At 71.4% G+C, this 24,018-nt stretch carries 9 protein-coding genes; 3 read left to right on the forward strand and 6 right to left on the reverse strand.

Features of this window, described 5'->3' with window-relative positions:
- Positions 1-32: 32 nt before the first annotated feature.
- The 6 genes from NX794_RS03050 to NX794_RS03075 all read right to left on the reverse strand — a co-directional run bounded on the left by NX794_RS03050 (position 33) and on the right by NX794_RS03075 (position 19,712).
- Positions 33-10,955 (reverse strand): LamG-like jellyroll fold domain-containing protein, encoded by a 10,923-nt coding sequence (locus NX794_RS03050; RefSeq protein ID WP_258776523.1) that lies wholly within the window; start codon positions 10,953-10,955, stop codon positions 33-35.
- Positions 10,956-11,192: 237 nt separating this feature from the next.
- A complete protein-coding gene (locus NX794_RS03055; RefSeq protein WP_428985840.1) occupies positions 11,193-11,942 on the reverse strand; it encodes an HNH endonuclease family protein in 750 nt (249 codons plus the stop codon).
- 298 nt (positions 11,943-12,240) lie between these two features.
- Positions 12,241-12,420, reverse strand: a complete 180-nt coding sequence (locus tag NX794_RS03060; protein ID WP_258776524.1) for a hypothetical protein — start codon at positions 12,418-12,420, stop codon at positions 12,241-12,243.
- A gap of 56 nt (positions 12,421-12,476) precedes the next feature.
- Positions 12,477-16,010: a transcription-repair coupling factor gene (gene mfd, locus NX794_RS03065; protein WP_258776525.1), complete on the reverse strand. Its 3,534-nt coding sequence runs from the start codon at positions 16,008-16,010 to the stop codon at positions 12,477-12,479.
- Positions 16,011-16,344: 334 nt separating this feature from the next.
- The gene (locus NX794_RS03070; RefSeq protein ID WP_258776526.1) at positions 16,345-18,927 is read right to left on the reverse strand and encodes an ABC transporter permease; all 2,583 of its coding nucleotides are present in this window, start codon (positions 18,925-18,927) and stop codon (positions 16,345-16,347) included.
- A complete protein-coding gene (locus NX794_RS03075; protein ID WP_258776527.1) occupies positions 18,924-19,712 on the reverse strand; it encodes an ABC transporter ATP-binding protein in 789 nt (262 codons plus the stop codon). Before NX794_RS03075 ends, NX794_RS03070 begins: the two co-directional genes overlap by 4 nt.
- Positions 19,713-20,227: 515 nt before the next feature.
- On the opposite strand from NX794_RS03075, the gene NX794_RS03080 reads away from it, so the two are divergent.
- From NX794_RS03080 to NX794_RS03090, 3 genes are all read left to right on the forward strand, one after another.
- Positions 20,228-21,733: an MFS transporter gene (locus tag NX794_RS03080; RefSeq protein ID WP_258776528.1), complete on the forward strand. Its 1,506-nt coding sequence runs from the start codon at positions 20,228-20,230 to the stop codon at positions 21,731-21,733.
- A gap of 196 nt (positions 21,734-21,929) precedes the next feature.
- The gene (locus tag NX794_RS03085) at positions 21,930-22,382 is read left to right on the forward strand and encodes a DUF485 domain-containing protein (protein ID WP_258776529.1); all 453 of its coding nucleotides are present in this window, start codon (positions 21,930-21,932) and stop codon (positions 22,380-22,382) included.
- A 44-nt stretch (positions 22,383-22,426) separates the two neighbouring features.
- Positions 22,427-24,001 carry a sodium/solute symporter gene (locus NX794_RS03090; RefSeq protein ID WP_258776965.1) on the forward strand — a complete coding sequence of 525 codons (1,575 nt, stop codon included), beginning with the start codon at positions 22,427-22,429 and terminating at the stop codon, positions 23,999-24,001.
- Positions 24,002-24,018: the final 17 nt, after the last annotated feature.

Consider the following 24,018-nt stretch of genomic DNA (forward strand, 5'->3'; position numbering starts at 1 on the left):
GCGTCCGTATCGCTCCAGTTCAACCCTTGTCATCACGGCTCGGCAAGGGGGACGTGGTTGTTGGCCAATGGTTTCCCTGCCTCGTCGAAGATCTCGAAGTGGACGTGCGGCACATCGGGCCAGTGGCCCCCTGCAAGGGAATCGGGGTCGATACGGAAGCCACGGAGGTTGTCGGCGCTCCGGAAGATTCCTCGCCCCCTGGCCACGTCGCGCATTCCCTCACCGAGGAATTTGCTTCCGGTAGCCATGGCATCCTCCATGGTGATCGTGTGCCCGCTGATGAGGCTCGACTTGCGCTTGTGCGGCACGATGTCGACATTACTTTCGGCCGTCGCCCTCGTCTCGTCGAGGATGTCATCGCGGGCAGTACCGCAGTTGTGCACGAGGACCGGCGTGTCCCCCGCTACGACGTAATACGTATGCAGGCTGCCGACAGTCAGGTCGTACGTCGTGGTGTTCGCCCGGTACAGGCGGACGCCGGTGACCTCGGTGGTTCCCGTCGGTGTCTGGAGGACGTCGCCGGGGTGCAGGTTCTTCGCCTCGACGAAGGCCGACCGGGTCTCGTCGTAGAAGGGGTGGTGGAAGGTCGTCGTCAGGTGGGCGTCGTGCGTGGTTGAAGTGACCGCCGCCACCTGCTGCTGGTCGGCACCGTGGTCGTGGCCGCCCGAGAGGGCGCCCAGGAGCGCGGCCGAGGCCGCCAGGCCGAACGCCGCCTTGCGGGCCGCCTTCCTGACTACTGATGTGGCCGCGGCCTTCGCCGAGCCCTTGCCCGTGTTCTTGACCGTGACGTCCACGAAGTCGTGGTCGGTGTGCGTCACGATCACGTCGGTGACCTCGTGCGCCTGCGTACCCGCCGCACCCGGCACCGCGTTGGCGACCGTGTCACCGATGCGGATCTGGTCGATGGCCTTGGTCGTGCCGTCGGCCATCAGGACCCGGGTCGCCCCCGCGAAGCTGTGGGGCAGGCCACTGCGGCATCCAGGCGACGACTCCTCCGAGTGCGACTGGGCGCGTGTTCCGGCCCCCTGCGACTCCGCCACCGAAGTCGCTTCCTCCGTGGCGTCCGCCGTGCCCGACTCGGCTGCTTCCGTGACTCCCTTGCCGAACAGGCCGCCGACGACCTTCATCGCCTTGGGGGCCGCCTTCGCCAGGAGGGAGCCGCCGATCTTGCCGAGGAGGCCGCCGGCCGCGCCGGCGACGGCGCCTTCGACCGCCGAGCCCGCGAACGCGCCCGCGCTGCAGTCGTCGCCGCCGTTCTCGGCGCACGCGAATCCCTGTTCGACCAGGGAGCCCGCGGCGCCCGCGGCCGCCGCGCAGCCGATGGAGCCGACGCCGCCGGTGATCGCCTCGCAGCCCGCGAACACGGCTGTGGAGACCACGAACGAGGTGATCGCGGCGGCGTGGTGCTTGACGAACTTCGCGGTCGACTTCGCCGCCGTGACCGTGGCGTGGTACGCGGTCCTCGCCGCGTGCGCCACCGCGTGCGCGGCCTTCTTCACCGTGTGCGCGACCTTCTTGGCCGCCTTCTTCACCGCGTGCACCACGCGGTGTACGGCGTGCGAGACCTTGTGGTAGGCGGAGTGGACCGCGTGGACCACCCGGTGATACGCGTGTCTGACCCTTCGGACCGTGTAGTGGTACACGCGCCGCACGACCCGCACGGTGGCGTGGTAGACGTCCCGCACCTTGTGCACGATCCTGTGGGCCACGTGCTTGACCGCGTGGACGATCTTGCGGGCCACGTGCTTGACCGCGTGGTAGACCTTGTGCGCCGCCCGCTTGACGGCGGCCTTGGCGTGGTGGACGACCTTCTTGGCGCCGCACACCAGGTCGTAGAAGGAGCAGTTGCCCGACTCGTCGGTGCCCGCCATCGGGTTGTCGTCGACGTAGGCGAAGGGGTTCGCCGCCACCGAGTTGGGGACCGCGTCCAGCGAGACGCTGTCCTTGTTCAGGAACTGTCCGGTGCCCGGGTCGTACCAGCGGGAGGCCGTGCCCACGTCACCGGTGCCGGGCTCGGTCCAGCCGGACTGGAAGCCGAGCCGGCCCTGGACCGTGTCGGTGGGCGAGACCACCTTGCCCAGCGGGTCGTAGGACGCCGAGCCCGCCAGCGAGGTCGCCCCCGCGGTGAAGGTGCCGACCACGTCACTGTGCTGGTCGGTCAGGGCCAGCACCCCGGTGCCGCCCGACGGCTTGATGCCGAGGAGGCCGCCGGCCGGATCGTAGGTGTAGGTGGTGTCGCCGTCCGAGGCGACCGTGTTGTCCGCGCCGGAGTAGGCGAACGTCCGCGTGGCGCCCGGCGTCGAGGTGTCCCGGTCGGTGATGTTCCGGCCGGTGGCGTCGAGCGTGTACGACTGGCCGCCGGCGACGATCTGGCCGCCGAAGGCGTCCGTCCGGTACGCCACCGTGCCGCCGGCCGTGGACGACTCCCGCGTCATGGTGCCGCGCGCGGAGTAGTCGTAGGAGTGCACACCGTCGGACGTGAGCTGGTCGCGGGCGTCGTAGGTGTAGACGTCCGAGCCGTTGCGGATCCGGTTGCCCGAGGCGTCGTAGGCGTACGACGTGGTCTTCGTGCCGTTGTCCCAGGACGTGAGGCGGTTGGCCCAGTCGTAGCCGTAGGTGTTGGCCGACGCGCCCGAGACGCCCGTCGTCTTCTTGGAGGTGAGGTTGCCGTTCTTGTCGTAGTCGTAGGCGAAGCTCGCCAGCGTGGTGCCGCCCTGTGCCAGCACGTCGCTGGTCAGTTCGTGCGCGCTGTTGTAGCCGAAGGTGCGGAGCTGGCCGGTCGAGCCGTACCTGACCGTCTTCAGCTCGTTCAGCGATCCGTACGAGTACGTCAGCTGGGTGCCGGTGGCCGCGTCGTTCAGGGTCGACAGCCGGCCGGCCCGGTCGTAGCCGTACGACGTCGTGCCCGCCGCGTCGGTGCGCGAGGTCATCGCGCCGTCGTCGTCATAGGCGAAACCGGCGGAGCCGGCCGAGCCCGACGCCGTCAGCAGGTCGCTGCGGTCGTCGTAGGTGAACGCGTCGTGGGTGGCGTCCTGGTGGTCGGCCGCGCCGGTGACGCCCACGGCGTCGGTGTCCGCCGACTTCACGCGGCCGTCCGCGTCGTAGTCGAAGCTCCGCGTGGCCGTGGCCGCGTCGGCGCCGGTGCCGGACATCGTCTTCAGCCGGCCGTCGGTGTCGTACGTCATCGCCGTCGTGACACCGCCCGGCAGCGTCACGTTCGTCAGCCGGCCGTCCGCGTCGTAGGCGTAGGCCGTGGTCGAGTCGGCCGCCGAGGTGTACGTCGCGGTGGTCGGCTCGGTCACCTTCTCCTGCTGGCCCCACGGCGTGTACGCGTAGCGCCAGGAGTTGCCGCGGCCGTCGGTGAAGCGGGTCCGGTTGCCGGCCGCGTCGTAGCCGAAGGTCGTGGTGATCGACGTGGCGGCGTCGACCGGCTGGACCTCCTGCGTGATGGTGCCGGCCGCGTCGTAGGTGAAGCGGCTGGTGTGGCCGTTCGCGTCGGTGGCGGCGGTCATGTTGCCGACGCCGTCGTAGGCCTGGGAGGTCTCCCAGAGCTTGGTGCCGATCGGGTCGTAGGACCGGGTGGCCGTCGGGTCGCCGTCGGCGTTGTACTCGGACGTGGTGTAACTGCCGTCCGCCAGCGTCGTCTTCGCGCGGTTGCCCTCGAAGTCGTAGGCGTAGCGGGTGGTGTTGCCCGCGCCGTCGGTGACGGCGGTGGTCTCACCGGCCCGGTCGTAGGCGTACGTCGTCGTGACACCGCCCGGGGTGGTGGAGGTGGCGGCGTGGGCGCCGTAGGGGTTGCCCGGGGTGACCGCGTAGGAGGTGGTGGACGTCAGCGTCCGGGTGGACGGGTAGCGCTCCAGCGTCGTCTGCGTCAGCTGCCGGCCCAGGAAGTCGTACGTGGCCTGGGTCTGCGCGCCGGTCGGGTCCGTCGCCGAGAGCTGTTCGCCGTTCGGGTCGTAGGAGGCGTGCGTCTTGGCGCCGTCCGGCGCGGTGGTCTGGGCGAGGTTGCCCAGCTGGTCGTACAGGTACGACGTGGTCTTCCCGCCGGGCGAGGTGACGGAGGTCTGGTTGCCCTCGCTGTCGTAGGTGTAGACGGTCGTGCCCGCGTCGGGTGTCGAGGCGCCCGCCGGGGTGTAGGGCGGCAGGGTCTCGGAGACCTTGTTGCCCTCCGCGTCGTAGGCGGTGCTGGTGACCAGGCCGTTCGGGTCCTGCTCCTCGACGGCCTCGCCGAAGGTGTTGAAACCGCTGGTGGTGACCGGGCGGACGGTGGCGGCGGTGCCGTCGGGCTCCGCCTGGACGGCGGGCGCGGTGGTGACCGCGAGGTTGCCCGCCTCGTCGTAGGAGTAGTCGGTGGTGTGCTGCTCGGCGTCCGTCATGGACGTCGGCAGGCCCCGCTTGTCGTAGGCGTACCTGGTGGTCTGCGCGTCGGAGGAGCCGACGGTGCCGCCGCCACGCCCCTTGCCGTACAGCGAGGACACCTCGGTGGCCGACAGCGCCCGCTGGTACACCTGAACCCCGGAGACCGCGCCGGGCAGCGGGTCGCTGCTCGCGCCGGCGTACTTGTCCTGCCCGATGGTGAGCGGGCCGGTGGCGTTCCACGGCGTGGTGTTGGTGCCCGAGCCGGACAGCGTGCCGTTGACGTACAGCTTGATCCCGCCGGAGGCGGAGTCGTACACGCCCACCAGGTGCGTCCAGGCCCCGGTGGCCGGCACGGCCGTGGCGTAGGCGGCCGGGAAGGCGGGACTCGTGGCGTCCTTGCTGGTGTCCAGCATGCTCCACATCGGCGCACCGGTGTGCGCGTAGTTGTACTGGAGCATGAACGCGCTGTTGGTGGTGCCGGTCTGCGCGACGACGGCCGCGTTGTGGGCCGGCAGCGAGCTCATCTTCACCCACGCCGACACCGTGTAGGACGTGGAGGTGTCCAGGACCGGGCCGTTGGTGGTGACGCCCTGCGTCGAGGCGGTGCCGGCGAAGTCGGCGGCGCCGTCGCTCCAGGTGACGCCGGAGGCGTTGGCGGAGTTGCCGGTGCCGGAGGCGTCGGTGACATGGGTGCCGGAGGGCTGGTCGAGCTTCCACCAGCCCGCGGGATGTCCGGAGGCGTCCCCGTACAGCGTCTCGCCGAGCAGGTTGCCCATGTCGTCGTAGCTGCTGGTGGTGGTGCGGTCGTAGCCCGAGGCGTCGTGGTCGTTCTCGGTGGCGACCTCGTCGTCCGGGGTGTACGAGAGGGTGGTGACCCGGTCGACGCCGGTCGGGTCCAGTTCGGTGGACGTGGTCCGGGAGGCGGCGTCCACGGTGTACTTGCTGACCGTCTCGCCGTTGTCCGTCGTGGACTGGAGCAGGTTGCCGGCCGCGTCGTAGGCGTCCGACTCCAGCGCGTAGGTGCTCTTGCCGTCGGGGCTGGTCCGCTTCACCGTCGAGGTCAGACCGTCGTCGGTGTAGGTGTACGACGTGGTGTCGCCCATCGCGTCGGTGATCGACGCGAGCCGTCCGGCCGGGTCGTAGGCGCGGGAGGACTCGGTGAGCAGGGCCGGCGCCTTGGGGTCGGTCGGGTCGCCGGTGTACATCACGCCCTGCGTGAGCAGGTCGCCGTTGTCGTCGTAGGTGTACCGCGTCTCGTTCCCGGCGCTGGTGACCTCCTTGTTCTTGTTGCCGGAGGTGTCGTAGGAGTACGTGGTGGTGTTGCCGTAGGGAAGGTGGTCGGCGGCGTTGGCGTCGGACTCGGTCAGGACGTGGTCGTAGTCGTCGTAGGTCCAGGTCTGGGTGCGCGACCGGTCGCCGCCGCTCGCGTCGGAGACGGTCTGCGAGGTGGTGTTGCCGTCCTCGTCGAAGACCGTGCTGGTGACGGCGGCGTGGGTGGCGCCGGTGACGCGGTCGGTGAGCCGCGGGTCGTGCTCCTCGACCACCTGGCCGGCCTTGTCGTACGTGTACGACGTCACCAGGCCGTCCGGGTAGGTGTCGGAGACGACCTTCTGGGTGGTGACCTGGCCGAGGCCGTCGTAGGTGTAGCGGGTGACCAGGCCGATGGCGTCGGTGGTGGAGGCCACGTCGCCGTTCTTGAAGTACGACACCTGGTTGACGGCGCCGCCCGGGCTGACCGTCTTCACCGGCAGGCCCTTGGGCACCACACCGCCGTCGGCGGCGGGGTAGGCGCTGGTGCCGTCGCTGTAGACGGTCGTGGTGGCGCGGCCGTTCGGGAAGCCGGGCACCGCGGGGCCGGTGATGGTGGTCTGGTTGCCGGCCGTGTCGTAGGCGTAGGACGTCAGGTAGGTGGTGTCCGTGGCGGACGTGGAGCGGCCGTCGCGCTCGGTCAGCAGCTGGTCGTTGCGCGGATCGGTGGTGGTCAGCTGCGCCGTGGTGTCGTCCGGGTAGTACGCGTAGTACTCGGTGTCGCACTTGTTCGCGGCCTGGTCCTGGCAGGACGTGGACGAGACCACGTTGCCGCGGACGTCGTGGCCGGTGACGGTCGTCGCCCCGTTGGGGTCGGTGACCGTGTGCTCGAAGCCGGAGGTGTCGTAGCCGAAGCTCGTCCTGTTGCCCAGGCCGTCGGTCTCGGTCAGCGCGCGGTTGCCGTTGGTGACGTCGTAGGTGTACGTCAGCGTGGAGTTGGTCGGCGAGACGACCTTGACGGTCTTGACGGGCAGCAGGCCGGTGGAGTTCTTCGCCGCCTGGAACTGCGCGGCGACGTCCGCCGCGGTCAGCTCCGAGCGGTAGAGGGAGACATCGGCGACGGAGCCCTTGAAGTAGGTGGCGTAGCCGGTGTTGTCCGAGGTGCTGTGGTGCGCCTCGTCGGGCCAGTTGCCGCCGAGGAAGCCGGCGCCGACGTAGGTGTTCGGCTGGCCGGACATGGCCGCGGCGCCGCTCTGGGTGCCCACGAGGGCACCGTCGAGGTACAGCGACTGGCTGCTCGCCGAGGCGGAGATCACCGCGTGGTGCCACTTGCCGTCGGTGACGGTGGTGGTGGAGGCGAGCGGCTTGGTGGAGCCGCCGGAGAAGTAGAACTCGCCGTTCAGCTTGCCGCTGCTGCCGACGTACAGGACCGGCGTGTACGCGGAGGTGGTGGTGCCGCCACTGGTCAGCGGGTCCTTGGACGTGGCGAGCAGGACGCCGCCCGCCGTGGAGGTCTTGAACCACAGTCCGGCCGACTCGGCGCCCGAGCCGGGTACCGAACCGCCCGGCAGCGTCAGCGCGGAGGCCGTGCCGTCGAAGGCGGCCGCCTTGTGGTCGCTGAACGGGCCGGCCCCGCCGAGGGTGACCGCGTTGTAGGTGCCGTCGCCGCCGCGCACCTCGTCCAGCGCGGCGGACGCGCCGGCTGCCTCACCGAGGCGGAAGTACCGGCTGGGCGCGTCGCCCAGTACCGCGCCCCGGTAGGTGTCGCTGGAGCCGGTGACGGTCGGCGCGCCGAGCTTCCACCCGCCGCCGTTCTCGTCGGTGAGCTGGGTCAGCGTGGTGGAGTCCGGGTCGTACGACATGGCCGCGAAGGTCTTGCCGGAGGGCCGGGTGATGCCGTTGAGCAGACTGGTGCCGTGCGTGCCGTAGGTGTAGAGGGCGCTCACGTCGGCGGCGACGAGCGGGCGGCCGTACCAGGCGACGTCGGCGATGGAGCCCTTGAAGTAGGTGGCGTAACCGTCCGGTTCGCTGGTGGAGTGGTGCGGGTTGTCGGGCCAGTTGCCGCCGAGGAAGCCGGTGCCGAGGTAGTTGAACGACTGGTTCTTGCCGAAGGCGACCGCGCTCTTGATGGAGACGGTGCCGGTGCGCGAACCGACCTTGGCGTTGTCCAGGTACAGGGTCTGGGAGTCGCCGGCGGCGGACAGCACCACGTGGTGCCACTTGCCGTCGGCGACGGAAGCGGTGGACACAATCGGGTTGATGCCGCCGCTGTACCAGAACTCGGCGTTCAGCTTGCCGTCGGTGCCGACGTAGACGGACGGGGTGTAGAAGCCGGCGGCCTGCCCCGAGCCGATCGGCTGGGAGGCGTAGGAGTAGAGGACGCCGGGGCCCTGCGAGGTCTTGAACCACAGGGAGATCGCGCCGGAGTCGGTGTCGTTGCCGAGGTTCTTGGGCAGCGCGACGTCGGAGTCGGTGCCGTTGAACGTGGCGGCCTTGGCGGTGGAGCCGGTCAGCGGCCCGGCGCTCTGGCCGAGGGTGACGTTCTCGTAGGTGGCGTCGGTGGTGCCCTCGTTGTCGAGGACGGCGTCCTTGGCGCCGGTGCCGGAGGTCTCCGACAGCGGCCAGAAGGTGTGCGGGTCCAGGTCCAGGGCGGCGTTGCGGTAGCCGGATCCGGAGTCGTAGCCGTAGGCGGTGCACTTGGTGGACGACAGCGGCGAGCACACCTGGGTGAGCCGGTCGCCGCTGTAGCCGTACGTCCAGGTCTGGACGGTGCCGGTGTCGCCCGGGGTGACCGGGTCGGTGACCACGCTCGCCACGTGCGCGGCCTGTGCGCCGGAGGGCGTCTGCCAGGCCAGGGAGAGGGAGCGGCCGGAGACGGCGGAGGCCATCTTGGTGATGTGGCCGCCCGTCCAGGTGAGGTTGACCGACCGGCCGTTGGCGTCGGTCACGGAGGTCAGGCCGTAGCCGCCGGAGCCCAGGGACTGGGTGAAGGTGTAGAGGGTGTCGTCCTTGTCGGTCAGCGTGTAGCCGCCGGTGACCGTCTTGAAGGTGGCGAACCGTCCGTTGCCGGGCGTGAAGCTGCCGTCGGCGTTCTTGCCGTAGCCGACCTGTGAGCCGTCCGGGTAGGTGACGACGACGCTGGAGACCGCGCCGGCGGCGGTGTACTGCTCGGTGGCCCGGGAGTCGAAGATGCTGGACCAGCCCGCGCCGAACGCGCCGGTCCAGCGCGGATCACGGGAGTTGTAGTCGCGCTCGACGTCCAGGGACGGGCCGACGGTGGAGACCGAGGCGTCGGTGTCGGAGGTCGTGTAGTTGCCGATGGACGCGTCGAAGCCGTGGTCGCTGCTGTTCTGCGACAGCCCGGAGGTGATCACGGGCTGCGGGACCTGCACGGACAGCGCGTACAGGTCGGCCGGGGAGTACAGCTTGGTGGTGGCGTCGTAGGCCTGGACGGTCCAGGTGTAGGACGTGCCCCAGGCGAGCTTGCCGGCGGGCACGGTCCAGTCGCCGGTGGCGATCAGGCCGGAGTCGGCGAGCTTGGTGGTGCCGGTGGCGTCGAAGACCTGGAACTTGTACTGGTTGTTCTCGCCGCCGCTGGAGTTGGCGCCGCCGGCCCACGCGGTCAGCTCGGGCTGGGTGGTGCCCACGACCGCGTTGTCCTGCGGGAACTGCTCGTACAGCTGCGGCGCGGTGTTGCCGGTGTAGGTGACGGACAGCACCGGGCCCTTGCCCGGGTCGTTGAAGGAACCGAACTGCTTCCAGTGCAGGCCGTCGCTGGTGGACGCGTACACCGCCAGGCCGTAGTCCTTGGTGGTGCCGTTGAACCAGCCCTGGACGGCGGAGGTGGAGAGCGGGACGCTCACCGAGTCGCCGACGGTGCGGTCGGCGGCGGTGTTGGCGCACGCGTGGGGCACGCTGGGCGTGGCGTTGCCGATGGAGGCGCCCTTGGCCGGGCCCGGGTAGGCGGTGACGGACTCGGGGGTCCAGGCACCGGTGACCAGCGCGACGTCGAACCGCTCGGCGGTGCAGGTGGCGGCCCAGGTGTCGAAGAGCTTGAGGGAGGCGGAGGTGACGGTGGCGCCGCTGCCGTCCCAGGCGGTGTCCCAGTGGTTGACGAAGCCGATCGCGGAGTGGCTGCCGGAGTCGTACGAGCCGATCTTGATGGTCTGCTCGTAGGAGTGGTCGCCGGCCGCGCCGGACTCGGCGTAGGTGGTGGTCCAGCCGTCGCTGACGGTGGGGTCGACGGTGACCGGGAAGACGCGGCGCGGGTCGTGCAGCCAGCGGCTGTCCAGGGTCACCTTCAGGGCGTAGCCGTCCTTGGCGTGGACCAGCTCGGTGGTGACGTGGTGGGTGGTGGCGGGGTCTCCGGTGCGGCGGTTCACCTTCGCGTCGTACGCGTACGCCGGGGGTATGCGCTCCCGGGTCCCGCCGGTGGCGTCCCGCAGGTCGGTCCAGCCGTTCCTGCCGTGCTGGACGGGGGTGAGGCCCTTGAGGGTGAGCGGGAAGGTCCAGGAGTCGCCGGCGTCCGCGGAGTGCAGGACGACCGACTCCTTCACACCGGTGGCGGTGGGGGAGACCGACAGGTCGGTGGCGTCGAGGACGCCGTCGTAGGTGACGGTGGAGCCGTGCGCGGTGCCCTTGACGGGGGCGGCGCCCTTGAGCGTGTAGGCGACGCGGTGCCGGGAGTCGGCCGCGAGGGAGGCGAGGGCGGGGTCGGTGGCCTTGCGGGCGAAGTCCACGGCGACCGAGTTGGCCTTCTCGTGCCAGCGGCCGTCCGGTCCGGCGCGTACGTCCACATCGATCGGCGCCCATCGCCCCTTGCCGGTCCGGTAGTTGACGGGCGTGGGGGACAACTGGCGGGTGGTGGACCCGTCGGCGTTGCGGTAGACGGTCGCGGTCCGGGTGGACTTGGCGGCGTCCCGCTTGCTGGTGCGGGCGTTGAAGACGCCGCCGTGTCCGCTGCGGCCGCTCTTCACGGCCGGCTTGTGCGGGTGGTAGGCGGACAGCTCGCCGCGGCCCTTGCCGGGTGCGTGCCCCGCGCCGCGGTGCGCGGCGGTGGCGTCGGCGGAGACGTGGTGCCGCTTGCCGGCGGCCGTGCCGGACCGCTGGTGCGGCAGCTTGCCCCAGTGCGGGTCGGTGAACCAGGACGCGATCGAGGACGGGCTCATGTTCGGCAGCTCGACGCGGCCCAGTTCCAGGCCCTCGGCGAGGGCCTGGTCCGTCGTCAGCGCCAGCACCAGTGCGGTGAGCACCAGCACGGCGACGGAGCGCCGCGCGCGGCGGGCACGGCGTAGGGGGCGCGCTGTCCGCGTGGGGCGCGGACGGCGGCTGAGCGGCCACAGAGGCACGGCTTCGACTCCAGCGATCAAGAACGGCACAAAACGCGCTGATCTTGCCTGCTGTGAACACACTGTGGACAGATTCGCGGGGCTACCTTGCCCCTACCTTGACCGCGTCTTGCGGAACCTGACCGGTTTGCCAGTGGCCGTCCGTTTGCACCTTGTGAACGTCTTTACCGCTCCGTCATCGCACCCGTATCGTTTCTTCACCTGACGGTTACTCATGCGGAGGCCCTGCCACCGCTTTCACCCCCCGCACTGCCTCAGCATCGCCTCCTTGTCGGACGGCGTGACCGGCAGGTCGTACTTCACGGAGACCTGGGCGACACGGACCGCGTAGGAGCACCGGATCCGCTGGTTCGGCGGCAGCCAGCTCGCCGGGCCCGAGTCGCTCTTGGCGCCGTTGGTCGGCCCGTCCACCGGGATCAGGTTCAGCGGGTCGTTGGCGATGTCCTCCCGCTTGCCCTTCGACCAGTGGGCGGCGCCCATCTGCCAGTCGTAGGACAGCGGCATCACATGGTCGATCTGCACCTTGGTGGCGTGCGCCTTCGTCCAGGCGATCGTCCTGCCGGTGTACGGGTCGTGGAGAGTCAGCGAGACGACGACGCAGGTGGACCCGCCGCGGAAGCGGACGTCCTCGCCGTCACGTTTCAGCAGATCGTTGCGCGAATCGCAGCCGTTGTGGGAGAAGGGGACGCCGCCGGGGGCGGAGTCCATCCAGGCGTAGCCGAACTCGTCGCGGGCGTAGCCCGTCTTGGGGCCGCGTCCCTTCGTGGCCACCTTCTTGATCAGGGCACGGGCCTCGGCCTTGTCCCCGGCCGAGGTGATCGCCGCCAGCCCCGGCTTCGTCCCGTCCGGATTGTCCAGCGGGCTGACGGCCCGTCCGTCACCGCCGGCCGGGCCGACCGGACCGGCGGTGCCGCCCGCGGCGGGCGGGGCCACCTCCTTGCAGCCACCGAGCGCGAGCCCGGACGCCAGCAGCACGGCGGACGCCACCAGAGCACGCCTGCTCCGGGCGCCACGCCCCGTATCCCTCAGACGCGTCACGATGCGCCCCCCTCTGTCCACCCTGGTCCGCCCTCGGATACGGGCGGATCGTCCCGGCCCCACGGTATCCGCCGCCGCGACGGCGGCAGCGGGGTCCCGAAGAGTGATACAGGGTTACGAGGTGCCCCGTCGGAGTCACTTGACGCACCGGGACCGGGGACGGGGGAGCACGAGCGGCGGGCGCGTGCCCCGGCTCACACCGGGCACCCACCCGCCACCCCTGCGACCCGGGGACCGGCCCCGAGGGCTACGACCCCAGGACGGACGCCAGGAACTCCCCCACCCAGCCCAACAGTTCACGTCCCACCAACGGCTTGCCGCCGACCTTCGCGGTCTTCGGGCGAGGCACGAGAATCTGCCGGACGGACGGTTTCATGACCGTACCCGGGTACAGGCGCTTGAGCCGCAGCTCCGCGGACACGGGCACCGGCCCACACCGGCACCCGCCCGCCACCCCTGCGACCCGGGGACCGGCCCCGAGGGCTACGACCCCAGGACGGACGCCAGGAACTCCCCCACCCAGCCCAACAGTTCACGCCCGACCAACGGCTTGCCACCGACCTTCGCGGTCTTCGGGCGAGGCACGAGAATCTGCCGGACGGACGGTTTCATGACCGTACCCGGGTACAGGCGCTTGAGGCGCAGCTCCTGCGACTCGCGTAGTTCGACCGGCGCGAAGCGGATGTTGGTGCCCTGGAGCACGATCTCGCCGACGCCGCACGCGCGGGCGAGCATCCGCAGGCCGGCCACCAGCAGCAGGTTCTCCACCGGTTCGGGCAGCTTGCCGTAGCGGTCGGTGAGTTCCTCGCGGACGGCCTTGATGTCGTCCTCGGAGTTGGCGGAGGCGATGGCCCGGTAGGCCTGGAGGCGCAGGCGCTCGCCCGGGGCGTAGTCGTGCGGGACGTGCGCGTCGACGGGCAGCTCGATCTTGACTTCCAGCGGCGCCTCTTCCTCGATCTCACCGGTCTCCAGCTGGCGCCGGTAGTCGGCGACGGCCTCGCCGACCATGCGGACGTACAGGTCGAAGCCGACGCCGGCGATGTGCCCGGACTGTTCGCCGCCGAGTAGGTTTCCGGCGCCGCGGATCTCCAGGTCCTTCATCGCCACGTACATGCCGGCGCCCATCTCGGTGTGCTGGGCGATGGTCGCGAGCCGTTCGTGCGCGGTCTCGGTCAGCGGCTTCTCCGGCGGGTACAGGAAGTAGGCGTACCCGCGCTCGCGCCCGCGGCCGACCCGTCCGCGCAGCTGGTGCAGCTGGGAGAGGCCGAAGTTGTCGCCGCGCTCCACGATCAGGGTGTTGGCGTTGGAGATGTCGATGCCGGACTCCACGATCGTGGTCGACACCAGGACGTCGAACTTCTTCTCCCAGAAGTCGACGACGACCTGTTCGAGCGCCGACTCCGACATCTGGCCGTGGGCGGTGGCGATGCGGGCCTCGGGGACGATGTCGCGCAGCCGTGCCGCCGCGCGGTCGATGGACTCGACGCGGTTGTGGATGTAGAAGACCTGGCCCTCGCGCAGCAGTTCGCGGCGGATGGCGGCGCCGATCTGCCGCTCCTCGTACGGCCCGACGAAGGTCAGCACCGGGTGCCGCTCCTCGGGCGGGGTGGTGATGGTGGACATCTCGCGGATGCCGGTGACGGCCATCTCCAGGGTGCGCGGGATGGGGGTGGCGGACATGGTGAGCACGTCCACGTTGGCGCGCAGCTTCTTCAGCTGCTCCTTGTGCTCGACGCCGAAGCGCTGCTCCTCGTCGACGATGACCAGGCCGAGGTCCTTGAACTTGGTCTCCGAGGAGAACAGCCGGTGGGTGCCGATGACGACGTCCACCGCGCCGTCCTTCAGGCCCTCAAGGACGGCCTTGGCCTCGGTGTCGGTCTGGAACCGGGACAGCGCGCGCACGTTGACCGGGAACTGCGCGTACCGCTCGGAGAAGGTGCCGAAGTGCTGCTGCACCAGCAGCGTGGTGGGGACGAGGACGGCGACCTGCTTGCCGTCCTGTACGGCCTTGAAGGCGGCCCGCACCGCGATCTCGGTCTTGCCGTACCCGACGTCGCCGCAGATCAGGCGGTCCATGGGGACGGTCTTCTCCATGTCCTCCTTGACCTCGGCGATGGTGGTGAGCTGATCCGGGGTCTCGGCGTACGGGAACGCGTCCTCCAGCTCGCGCTGCCAGGGCGTGTCGGTGCCGAAGGCGTGGCCGGGGGCGGCCATGCGCGCGCTGTAGAGCTTGATCAGGTCGGCGGCGATCTCCTTGACGGCCTTCTTCGCGCGGGCCTTGGTCTTGGTCCAGTCGGCGCCGCCGAGCCGGTGCAGGGTGGGGGCCTCGCCGCCGACGTACTTGGTGATCTGCTCCAGCTGGTCGGTCGGGATGTACAGCCGGTCGCCGGGCTGGCCGCGCTTGGCGGGCGCGTACTCCACGACCAGGTACTCACGGGTGGCGCCCTGGACGGTGCGCTGCACCATCTCGATGTAGCGGCCGACGCCGTGCTGCTCGTGGACGATGTAGTCGCCGGCCTCCAGGGTGAGCGGGTCGATGGTCTTGCGGCGGCGGGCCGGCATCCGGGCGCCGTCGCGGCCGGCGGCCTTCTGGCCGGTGAGGTCGGTCTCGGTGAGGACGGCGAGCTTCCGGGCGGTGTCGATGAAGCCGTGGTCGATGCAGCCGCAGGAGACGTGGACGACGGAGGGGCTCAGCTCGCCGAGGTCGATGTCGAGGCGGGCGGCGATGCCTTCGCCGCCGAGCACCTCCACCGTGCGGGCGGCGGGGCCGTGGCCCTCGGTGACGAAGACGGTGCGCCAGCCGTCGGCGAGCCAGCCCTTGGTGTCGGCGAGGGCCCGCGCGGTGTCGCCGCGGTAGGTCTCGGGGGCGCGCATGCCGAGTTTGAGGGTGTCGGCGTCCAGTTCCTCGTCGGCGGCGAACGGGGAGACCGACCACCACATCATGTCCAGCTCGCGCGCGCGGTCGCGGACGTCGGCGATGGACCACAGGGAGGCCGCGCCGACGTCGATGGGCGCCTCGCCGCCGCCGGCGGTGGCGGCCCAGGAGGCCTGGAGGAACTCCTGGCTGGTGGCCACCAGGTCGGCGGCGCGGGTGCGGACCCGCTCGGGGTCGCAGACCACGGCCATGGAGCCCTTGGGCAGCACGTCGAGCAGCAGCTCCATGGCGTCCACGAGGACGGGGGCGAGGGACTCCATGCCCTCCACGGCGATGCCCTCGGCGATCTTGCCGAGCAGTTCGCCCAGCTCGGGGTGGCTCTCGGCGAGGGCACGGGCGCGGGCCCGGACGTCGTCGGTGAGGAGCAGCTCGCGGCACGGCGGCGCCCACAGGCCGTGCTCGGCGACTTCGAGGGAGCGCTGGTCGGCCACCTTGAAGTAGCGGATCTCCTCGATGTCGTCGCCCCAGAACTCGACGCGCAGGGGGTGTTCCTCGGTGGGCGGGAACACGTCCAGGATGCCGCCGCGGACGGCGAACTCGCCGCGCTTCTCGACCAGCTCCACGCGCGCGTAGGCGGCCGCGGCGAGGGCTTCCACGATCTGGTTCAGGTCGGCGCTGCGGCCGGTCCGCAGGGACACCGGCTCCAGGTCTCCCAGGCCCTTGACCTGGGGCTGGAGCACGGAGCGCACGGGCGCGACGACGACGGAGAGGGGGCCGGTCTCGGGGTCGTCGGTGCTGGGGTGGGCGAGGCGGCGCAGGACGGCGAGGCGGCGGCCGACGGTGTCGCTGCGGGGGCTGAGGCGCTCGTGCGGAAGGGTCTCCCAGGAGGGGTACTCGGCGACGCTCTCCGGGGGCAGCAGCGAGCGCAGGGCCGCCACCAGGTCCTCGGCCTCGCGGCCGGTCGCGGTCACCGCGAGGACCGGGCGGGCGGCCTCGCGGGCCAGGGCGGCGAGCGCGAAGGGGCGGGCGGCCGGGGGGCCGACGAGGTCGACGTGCATGCGGTTGCCGTCCGCGGCCGCCGTGATCGCTTCCGCGAGGGCGGGATCCTTGACGACGGCGTCGAGCAGACCATGCAGGCTCATGAGGGCTTTTTCCGTCCGGGGTGGGCAACGCGAAGAACCCGGTGCGGGAAGCGGCCGGGGGTGTCCAGCGTACGACGCGGGCGGGGTCCGGTGTCGGCCTGTGGACAACCCCGCGGACGGTCTGTGGACAACCTCGCCGACGGGTTCTGTGGACAACCTCGCCGACGGGTTCTGCGGACAATCCCGCCGACGGGTCCGTGGACAACCCCGGACGACGCGGAACAGCGCGCGACCCGGTGCCGGGCAGCCCCTCGGGACTGCCCGGCACCGGGTCCTTCCCCCGCAACCCCCGTGTGCGGTGGCTCTGGGACCGGCCGGTACGGCGCAGGTACGGCTACTCGGTCGCGATGGCGTTCAGGACGTTCATGCGGCCGGCGCGGAAGGCCGGGACGAGCGCGGCGAACAGGCCCACGAAGGCCGAGCCGATGAACACGGCGATGATCGTCGGCCAGGGGATGTCCAGCACGTTCAGGCCCTCCAGCGCGAGAAGCTTCTGGGCGGTCGCGCCCCAGCCCATGCCCAGGCCGAGGCCGAGCAGGGCACCGAAGACGGCGATCACCACGGACTCCAGGCGGATCATGCGGCGCAGCTGGCGGCGGGAGAGGCCGATGGCCCGCATGAGGCCGATCTCCCGGGTCCGCTCGACCACCGACAGCGCCAGGGTGTTCACCACACCGAGGACGGCGACGATGATCGCGAGGGCGAGCAGGCCGTAGATCATGTTCAGCAGCTGGCCGATCTGGTCCTTCAGCGCCTTCTTGTAGTCGGTCTGGTCGCGGACGGTCAGCGCCGGGTCCGCGCTCAGCGTGGACTTCAGCGCCTTGTAGGCGGCTGCCTGCCGGCCGTCCTCGGCGGTCGCGAAGACGAGCTGGTCCAGGGGCATGTGGCCGGCCGGCACGGACTTCGCGGCGGTGCTGATGGCGACGTACATCGCGCCCTTGTCGACGACGGCCTCGTCGCTGGTGATGGCCCGGACGGTCAGCCTGGCCGTCCCGCCGTCCTTGAAGTCGACCGCGACGGTGGAGCCGAGCTTGATCCCGTGCCGGTCGGCGAAGCCCTCGAAGACGGACATGGAGCCGGGCCGGTACGCGTCGGCGAGGTTGCCGGCGACCGTCTTGGTGCGCACGTCCCGGGCGTAGGTCGGGTCGGCCGCGTTGATGGTCTCGCTCGTGGAGACGTGGCCGTCCGGTGTGGTCAGGGAGGCGTCGAGCAGTTTGTACTCGGTGACCCGGGCCAGGCCGGGCGTGTCCTTGATCTTCCGCACCATCTGCTGGTCGATCATCTTGTATTCCTGATCGCCCTGGATGATGAAGTCGGTGCCCACGGTCTTGTCGAGCTGGTCGGTGGCGGAGGCCACCATGGAGGAGCCGACGACCGACAGGCAGGCCACCAGGGCGAGGCCGATCATCAGGGCGGCGCCGGTGGCACCGGTGCGGCGCGGGTTGCGCAGCGCGTTGCGCTCGGCCATCCGCCCCACGGGCCCGAAGACCCGCAGGATGACCGCGGCGAGGACGCGGACCAGCAGACCGGCCAGCAGCGGGCCGATGACGACGAAACCGATCAGGGTCAGCACCACGCCCAGGCCCAGCCAGCCGGACCCGGTCGTGGCCTTGTCGGCCTCGGTGGCGACGTACAGGCTCCAGCCGCCCGCGCCGGTCAGGAGCAGGCCGATCACCGCCCGGACGATGCCGGCCTTGGCGTCGGCCGGGGTGCCGGCGTCGCGCAGGGCGGCCATCGGGGAGATCCGGCCGGCACGGCGGGCGGGCAGATAGGCGGCGAGGACGGTGACGACGACGCCGAGGAGCAGGCCGAGGGCCGGGGTGGTCCAGGCGACCGTCAGGTCACTGGTGGACAGGTGCATGCCTATCTGGCCCATGAGCTTCATCAGGCCGACCGCGATGCCGATGCCCGCGCCGACGCCGAGCACGGAACCGAGCACGCCGAGCAGCAGCGCCTCGATGAGCACGGACCGGTTGACCTGCCGGCGCGAGGAGCCGATGGCGCGCATCAGGCCGATCTCGCGGGTGCGCTGGGCGACCAGCATGGAGAAGGTGTTGATGATCAGGAAGATGCCGACGAGGAAGGCGATCCCGGCGAAGCCGAGCATCGCGTACTTCATGACGTCCAGGAAGCTCTCGACGCTCTTCTGGTTGGCGTCGGCGACCTCCTTGGCGGTCTGCACCTTGTAGCCGTGTCCGAGGGCTGCGGTGACGTTCTTCTTGAGCCGCGCGTCGCTCACGCCCCGCGCGGCGGTGACGTTGACGTTGGTGTAGACGCCGGAGCGGCCCACGAGGGTCCGCTGGGCCGTCGCGGTGTCGAGGTAGAAGATGGCCGTGCCGGGGTTGGTGACCCGGAAGGCGGCGATGCCGGACACGCGCGCGTGGTGCGTGCCGAGGGCCGTGATGACGCCGATCTCGTCGCCGAGCCGCAGGTGGTGCTTGTCGGCCGTGTCGGCGTCCACCATCACCTGTCCGGGGCCCTTGGGCGCCGTACCGGAGGTGATCTTCATGGTGCGGGCGTCGTTGTGGTTCCAGCTGCCGACGATGGTGGGCGCGCCGCTGCTGGGTGACAGCTTGTCCTTGCCGGCGTCGACGACGGTCACCGAGGTGGAGAACACCGTGCCCTCGGCGGACCGTACGCCCTCGGCGCCGCGGACCCGGCCCACCACGGAGGCGGGCACGGTGGGCGGCCGGCCGGTGCGGGAGGTGGTCTCGCCGGTGTCGGAGGAGCCCTTGGCGCTGACCGTGACGTCCGAGGAGGTCGCCTGGAACAGCTTGTCGAAGGTGGTGTTCATGGTGTCGGTGAACACCAGCGTGCCGCACACGAACGCCACCGACAGCAGCACCGCCACCGCCGACAGCGCCATCCGGCCCTTGTGCGCGAGGAAGTTGCGCAGGGAGGTCTTCAGGACGGTCATGACGTACGCCCCCGGGCGTCGAAGTCCTTCATGCGGTCCAGGACCTGGTCGGCCGTCGGCTGGCGCATCTCGTCCACGATCCGGCCGTCGGCCAGGTACAGCACCCGGTCGGCGTAGGAGGCGGCGACCGGGTCGTGGGTGACCATCACGATGGTCTGGCCGAGTTCGTCCACGGAGCGGCGCAGGAAGCCGAGAACCTCCGCACCCGCGCGCGAGTCGAGGTTTCCGGTCGGCTCGTCCCCGAAGATGATCTCCGGGCGGGCGGCGAGGGCCCGCGCCACGGCGACGCGCTGCTGCTGGCCGCCGGAGAGCTGCGTCGGCCGGTGCTTGAGGCGCCCGGCGAGCCCGACCGTCTCCACGACCCGGTCCAGCCAGGCCCGGTCCGGCTTGCGGCCGGCGATGTCCATGGGCAGCGTGATGTTCTCCAGCGCGTTCAGCGTCGGCAGCAGGTTGAACGCCTGGAAGATGAACCCGATCCGGTCCCGGCGCAGCCTGGTGAGCTTCTTGTCCTTCAGACCGGTGATCTCGGTCTCGTCCAGGTGGATCTGACCGCTGGTCACGGTGTCGAGCCCGGCGAGGCAGTGCATCAGGGTGGACTTGCCGGACCCCGAGGGGCCCATGATCGCGGTGAACTCCCCGCGGGCGATGTCCACGTCCACGTGGTCCAGGGCGACGACCCGGGTCTCCCCCGACCCGTACGCCTTCACGACCTGCCGCGCCCGCGCGGCGACGGCCGTACGCCCTCCAGTGCCCCCGTGCCTGGGAATGGTCACAGCCGAAGTCACGGTATGTCTCCTCTATCGGTTCGCGGATGGGTGCGGACCGCTCCGTGCGGAGCGTCGTCCTGGGTACGCCTGGGTACGCCTTGAGTACACCTGGGTACGTCTTCGGTACGTCGATGAGTCTTCCGGCCGGCGGGGCCGTCCGCGCTGGTGCGGAGCCCCGTCCTGCCCGGGGGGTAAACCCCACCTCCGCCGGTGTGGCCGGCCGCCCCCCATCGGCCTGGAGCCGGGTCGCCGGCCACCCCCGTCGGCGTAAAGCCAGGTTAAGGAACGAGCTCCGGCCGCCTCCTCCTCCGCCGGGACGAACCCTCCCCGAGCCGTAGTACGGAGAGACCCTTAGGGGACCTCCACCGCCGGGTGGAGCCGCCCTCGGGGTCGTGTCCACCCTCCGGTGCGCCCAGCCTCCACCCTCACGTCACGTCAGGATCAAGTGGCGCGGGCGTGGGAAGCTCTTTCGGCGGAGATGCATGCAAGGGGCACGGAAAGCGTCAACGGGCGGATACGGGAGGGGATTTGCGGTGGGCGGTACGACACCCGCGATACGCGGCGGCACGGCCGGACGGCAGGACACCCGGCGGCGCGGGGCGGTCGTCGCCGCGCTGATGCTGGCGATGGCGCTGGCGGCCCTGGACTCCACCGTCGTCTCCACGGCCGTACCGCAGATCGTCGGCGACCTCGGCGGCTTCTCCGTCTTCTCCTGGCTGTTCTCGGGCTATCTGCTCGCCGTGACCGTCTCCCTGCCGGTGTACGGCAAGCTGTCCGACACCTTCGGCCGCAAGCCGGTGCTGGTGATCGGCGCTGCGGTGTTCCTGGCGGGCTCGCTGCTGTGCGCGGTGGCCTGGAACATGGGGGCGCTGATCGCGTTCCGGATCGTGCAGGGCCTGGGCGGCGGCGCGCTGCAGGGCACCGTGCAGACCCTCGCCGCCGATCTGTACCCGCTCGCCGAGCGCCCGAGGATCCAGTCCAAGTTGTCGACCGTGTGGGCGGTGTCGGCGGTCGCCGGGCCCGGACTCGGCGGGGTGCTCGCCACGTACGCCGACTGGCGCTGGATCTTCCTGCTCAACCTGCCGATCGGCGCCGCCGCCCTGTGGCTGATCAGCCGTCACCTGCACGAGCCGCAGCGGCCGGGTACGGAGAACGGCCGCCACGCGCGCGTGGACTGGCGCGGCGCGCTGACGGTGTTCGCGTGCGGCGGGGTGCTGCTGACGGCGCTGGTGCAGGGCGGCGTCGCCTGGTCCTGGCTGTCCGCGCCGTCGCTGGCGCTGTTCGCCGCCGGCCTGGCGCTGGCCCTCGCGGTGGTGTGGGTGGAGCGGCGGGCCGCCGAGCCGATCATCCCGGGCTGGGTGTGGCGGCGCCGGACGATCGCGGCCGTCAACCTGGCGCTCGGCGCGCTGGGGCTGCTGATGGTGGCCCCGAGCGTGTTCCTGCCGACGTACGCCCAGTCGGTGCTCGGACTCGCGCCGGTGGCCGCCGGTTTCGTGCTGTCGGTGTGGACGCTGAGCTGGCCGCTGTCGGCCGCCCTCAGCCAGCATGTCTACCGGCGCATCGGTTTCCGGGACACCGCCCTGCTCGGCATCGGCCTCGCGGCCCTGATCCTCGGCGCGTTCCCGTTCCTGCCGTATCCCGGCTCGTGGTGGCAGCCGACCCTGCTGATGCTGCTGCTCGGCGGGGCGCTCGGCCTGTTCCAGCTGCCGCTGATCGTCGGGGTGCAGTCCACGGTGGGCTGGTCGGAACGCGGCACCACGACCGCGTCCGTCCTCTTCTGCCGGCAGACCGGGCAGACCCTGGGCGCCTCCCTGTTCGGCGCGGTCGCCAACGGCGTGCTGGCCGCGCGCCTGGGCGGCGCGGGCGACCTCGACTCCGTCACGCGCGCGTGGGACGCCGGTACGGCCCCCGAGACGACCCGGCGGGCCGTCGCCGCGGCGGTGCACGCGGTGTACCTCGGCGCGGCCGGCGCGGCGGCCCTGGCCTTCGTCGTGCTGCTGCTCGTGGCGCCGCGCAGGTTCCCGGTACTGAACGACTGAACCAGTCCCGAAGGCCCCCAGGTCAACACGGAGTTGACCACAGGACCACCGGGACCCGGCAGGTGAGCGCGGACCGGCCGGCCCGTTGGGGAAAAACGCCCCGCCCATCCCGAACTCGCGAGTAACGTGCGGGCTCCGCGCCCCCACCTCCCTGTGGTCCGCCGCCACGGACCCGAGCCGCGCGAGGAGCCCCGGGATGTCCCACGAGCCGCCGCACCCGCCGTACACCCCGCCACCGCCGCCGTACGGCCCCACCCCATACGGCCCCACCCCGTACAGCTACCCCTGGCAGCCGGTCGCGCCCGAGCCGCCGCGCCCCGTGCACCACCCGCACCGCGAGCCCCTCGGCCGCCGCGACGACCTGCGGATGCTGCGCGACGCCTGCCGGCGGCAGCGCGGCACCGCCACCCTCACCACGCTCGGCTGCTTCACCCTCTTTCTCCTCCTGTCCGCGTACGCCCCCGGCGCCCTGTCCCGCACCGTCGCCGGCGGCGTCCCCGCCGGACTGCTGCTCGCCCTCCTCCAGGTCCCCGTCACCTGGCTCGCGACCGCCCGGTACGAGCGCACCGCGCGCCGGCGCGTCGACCCGCTCGCGGACCGCGTCCGCAGACGGGCCGAACTGGACGCGCGCCGGGGGGTGCCGCGGTGACGGCCGCCCCCGGACCCACCGGTTTCAGCGACTCCGCGCAGAGCATGTCCCTGGTCGCCTTCTCCACCGTCGTCACCGTGACCCTGCTGCTGTGCGTGATGACCGGACCCGACCGCGACGACCTCGACGCGTTCTACACCGGCTACGGCTCCCTCTCCCCGCTGCGCAACGGGCTCGCCATCGCCGGCGACTACCTCTCCGCCGCCACCGTCCTCGGCACCGGCGGGGTGATCGCCCTGTGCGGCTACGACGGGGTCGTCCTCGCCCTCAGCACCGCGCTGTCGCTGATGCTGCTGATGTTCCTGCTGGCCGAACCGCTGCGCAACGCGGGCCGGTTCACCCTGGGCGACGCGCTGGCCCGCCGACTGCCGGACCGCTGTGTGCGCGTCACGGCCTGCGTGGTGACCATCGCCACGCTGCTGCCGCTGATGCTGGTCCAACTGGCCGCGACCGGACAGCTGATGGCCTTCGTCCTCGGCTTCTCGGACGAGTCCCTGAAGACCGGCTGCGTCATCGCCCTGGGCACGCTGATGATCGCCTACGCCGCGATCGGCGGCATGCGGGGCACCGCGCTCGTCCAGATCGTGAAGATCGTGCTGCTGGTCGGCTCCGGTGCCGTCGTCGCCCTGCTGACGCTGCGCCGCTTCGACTGGGAGCCGGGCGCCCTGATCAGCGCCGCCGCGCAGCACAGCGGCACCGGACCGGACTTCCTGCGCTCCGGTCTCCAGTTCGGAGCCGGGCCGCTCTCCCGGCTGGACATGATCGCCTCCGAGCTGACGGTGGTCCTCGGCGGCGCCTGCCTGCCGCACGTCACCATGCGCGTGTACACCGCCTCCAGCGCCCGCCAGGTGCGCCGCTCGATGTCCTGGGCGGTGACGGTCGTCGCCCTGTTCACCCTCGTCGTCACCGTGGTGGGCTTCGGCGCCACGGCCCTGGTCGGACGCCCGGCGATCGCGGCGGCCGACCCGCAGGGCAACACGGCGTACCTGCTGGGCTCCCGCGCGGTGCTCGGCACCGGGGTGTCCACCCTGGAAGCGTTCCTCTTCACCCTGGTCACCACCGCGATCTTCCTGACCCTGCTCGCCTCGGTCGCCGGGATGATCCTCGCCTGTGCCAACTCCCTCGCCCACGACGTCCTCGCGACCCGCGCGCGGGAGATGCCGGCCCGCCGCGAGCTGGCCCTGGCCCGGCTGTCCGCGCTCGCCATAGGGGTGCCGGCCGTCCTGCTGGCCACCCTGGCGCAGCGCTACAGCCTTCAGCCCCTGGTGACGCTCTCCTTCTGCCTGGGCGCCTCCGCCCTCGCCCCGGCCCTGGTCTACGGCCTGTTCTGGCGCCGCTACACCCGCGCCGGACTGCTGAGCACGCTCATCGGCGGCACGCTGACCGTGCTGCTTCTGATGCCGGGCACCAGGCTCGTCTCCGGCTCGCCCGCCGCGGCCTTCCCGCACGCCGACTTCGACTGGTTCCCGTTCACCACCACCGGCATCGTCTCCATCCCGGCCGGTTTCCTCCTCGGCTGGCTGGGCACGATCGCGTCCGGCCGCGCGCAGGCGGAGCAGCAGCGGCGCCGGTACGAGGCGGTGGAGGGCCGGATCCTGGCGGGGGCGGTGCGGCGGTAGCAGGGACCGGGTCCCGC

The organism is Streptomyces pyxinicus (assembly GCF_024753135.1).
Taxonomy (GTDB): domain Bacteria; phylum Actinomycetota; class Actinomycetes; order Streptomycetales; family Streptomycetaceae; genus Streptomyces; species Streptomyces pyxinicus.

Excerpts from the sequence above, each read along its gene's own strand:
- mfd (WP_258776525.1), bottom strand. The coding sequence starts at position 16,010 with ATGAGCCTGCATGGTCTGCTCGACGCCGTCGTCAAGGATCCCGCCCTC.
- NX794_RS03070 (WP_258776526.1), bottom strand. The coding sequence starts at position 18,927 with ATGACCGTCCTGAAGACCTCCCTGCGCAACTTCCTCGCGCACAAGGGC.
- NX794_RS03085 (WP_258776529.1), top strand. The coding sequence starts at position 21,930 with ATGTCCCACGAGCCGCCGCACCCGCCGTACACCCCGCCACCGCCGCCG.
- NX794_RS03090 (WP_258776965.1), top strand. The coding sequence starts at position 22,427 with ATGTCCCTGGTCGCCTTCTCCACCGTCGTCACCGTGACCCTGCTGCTG.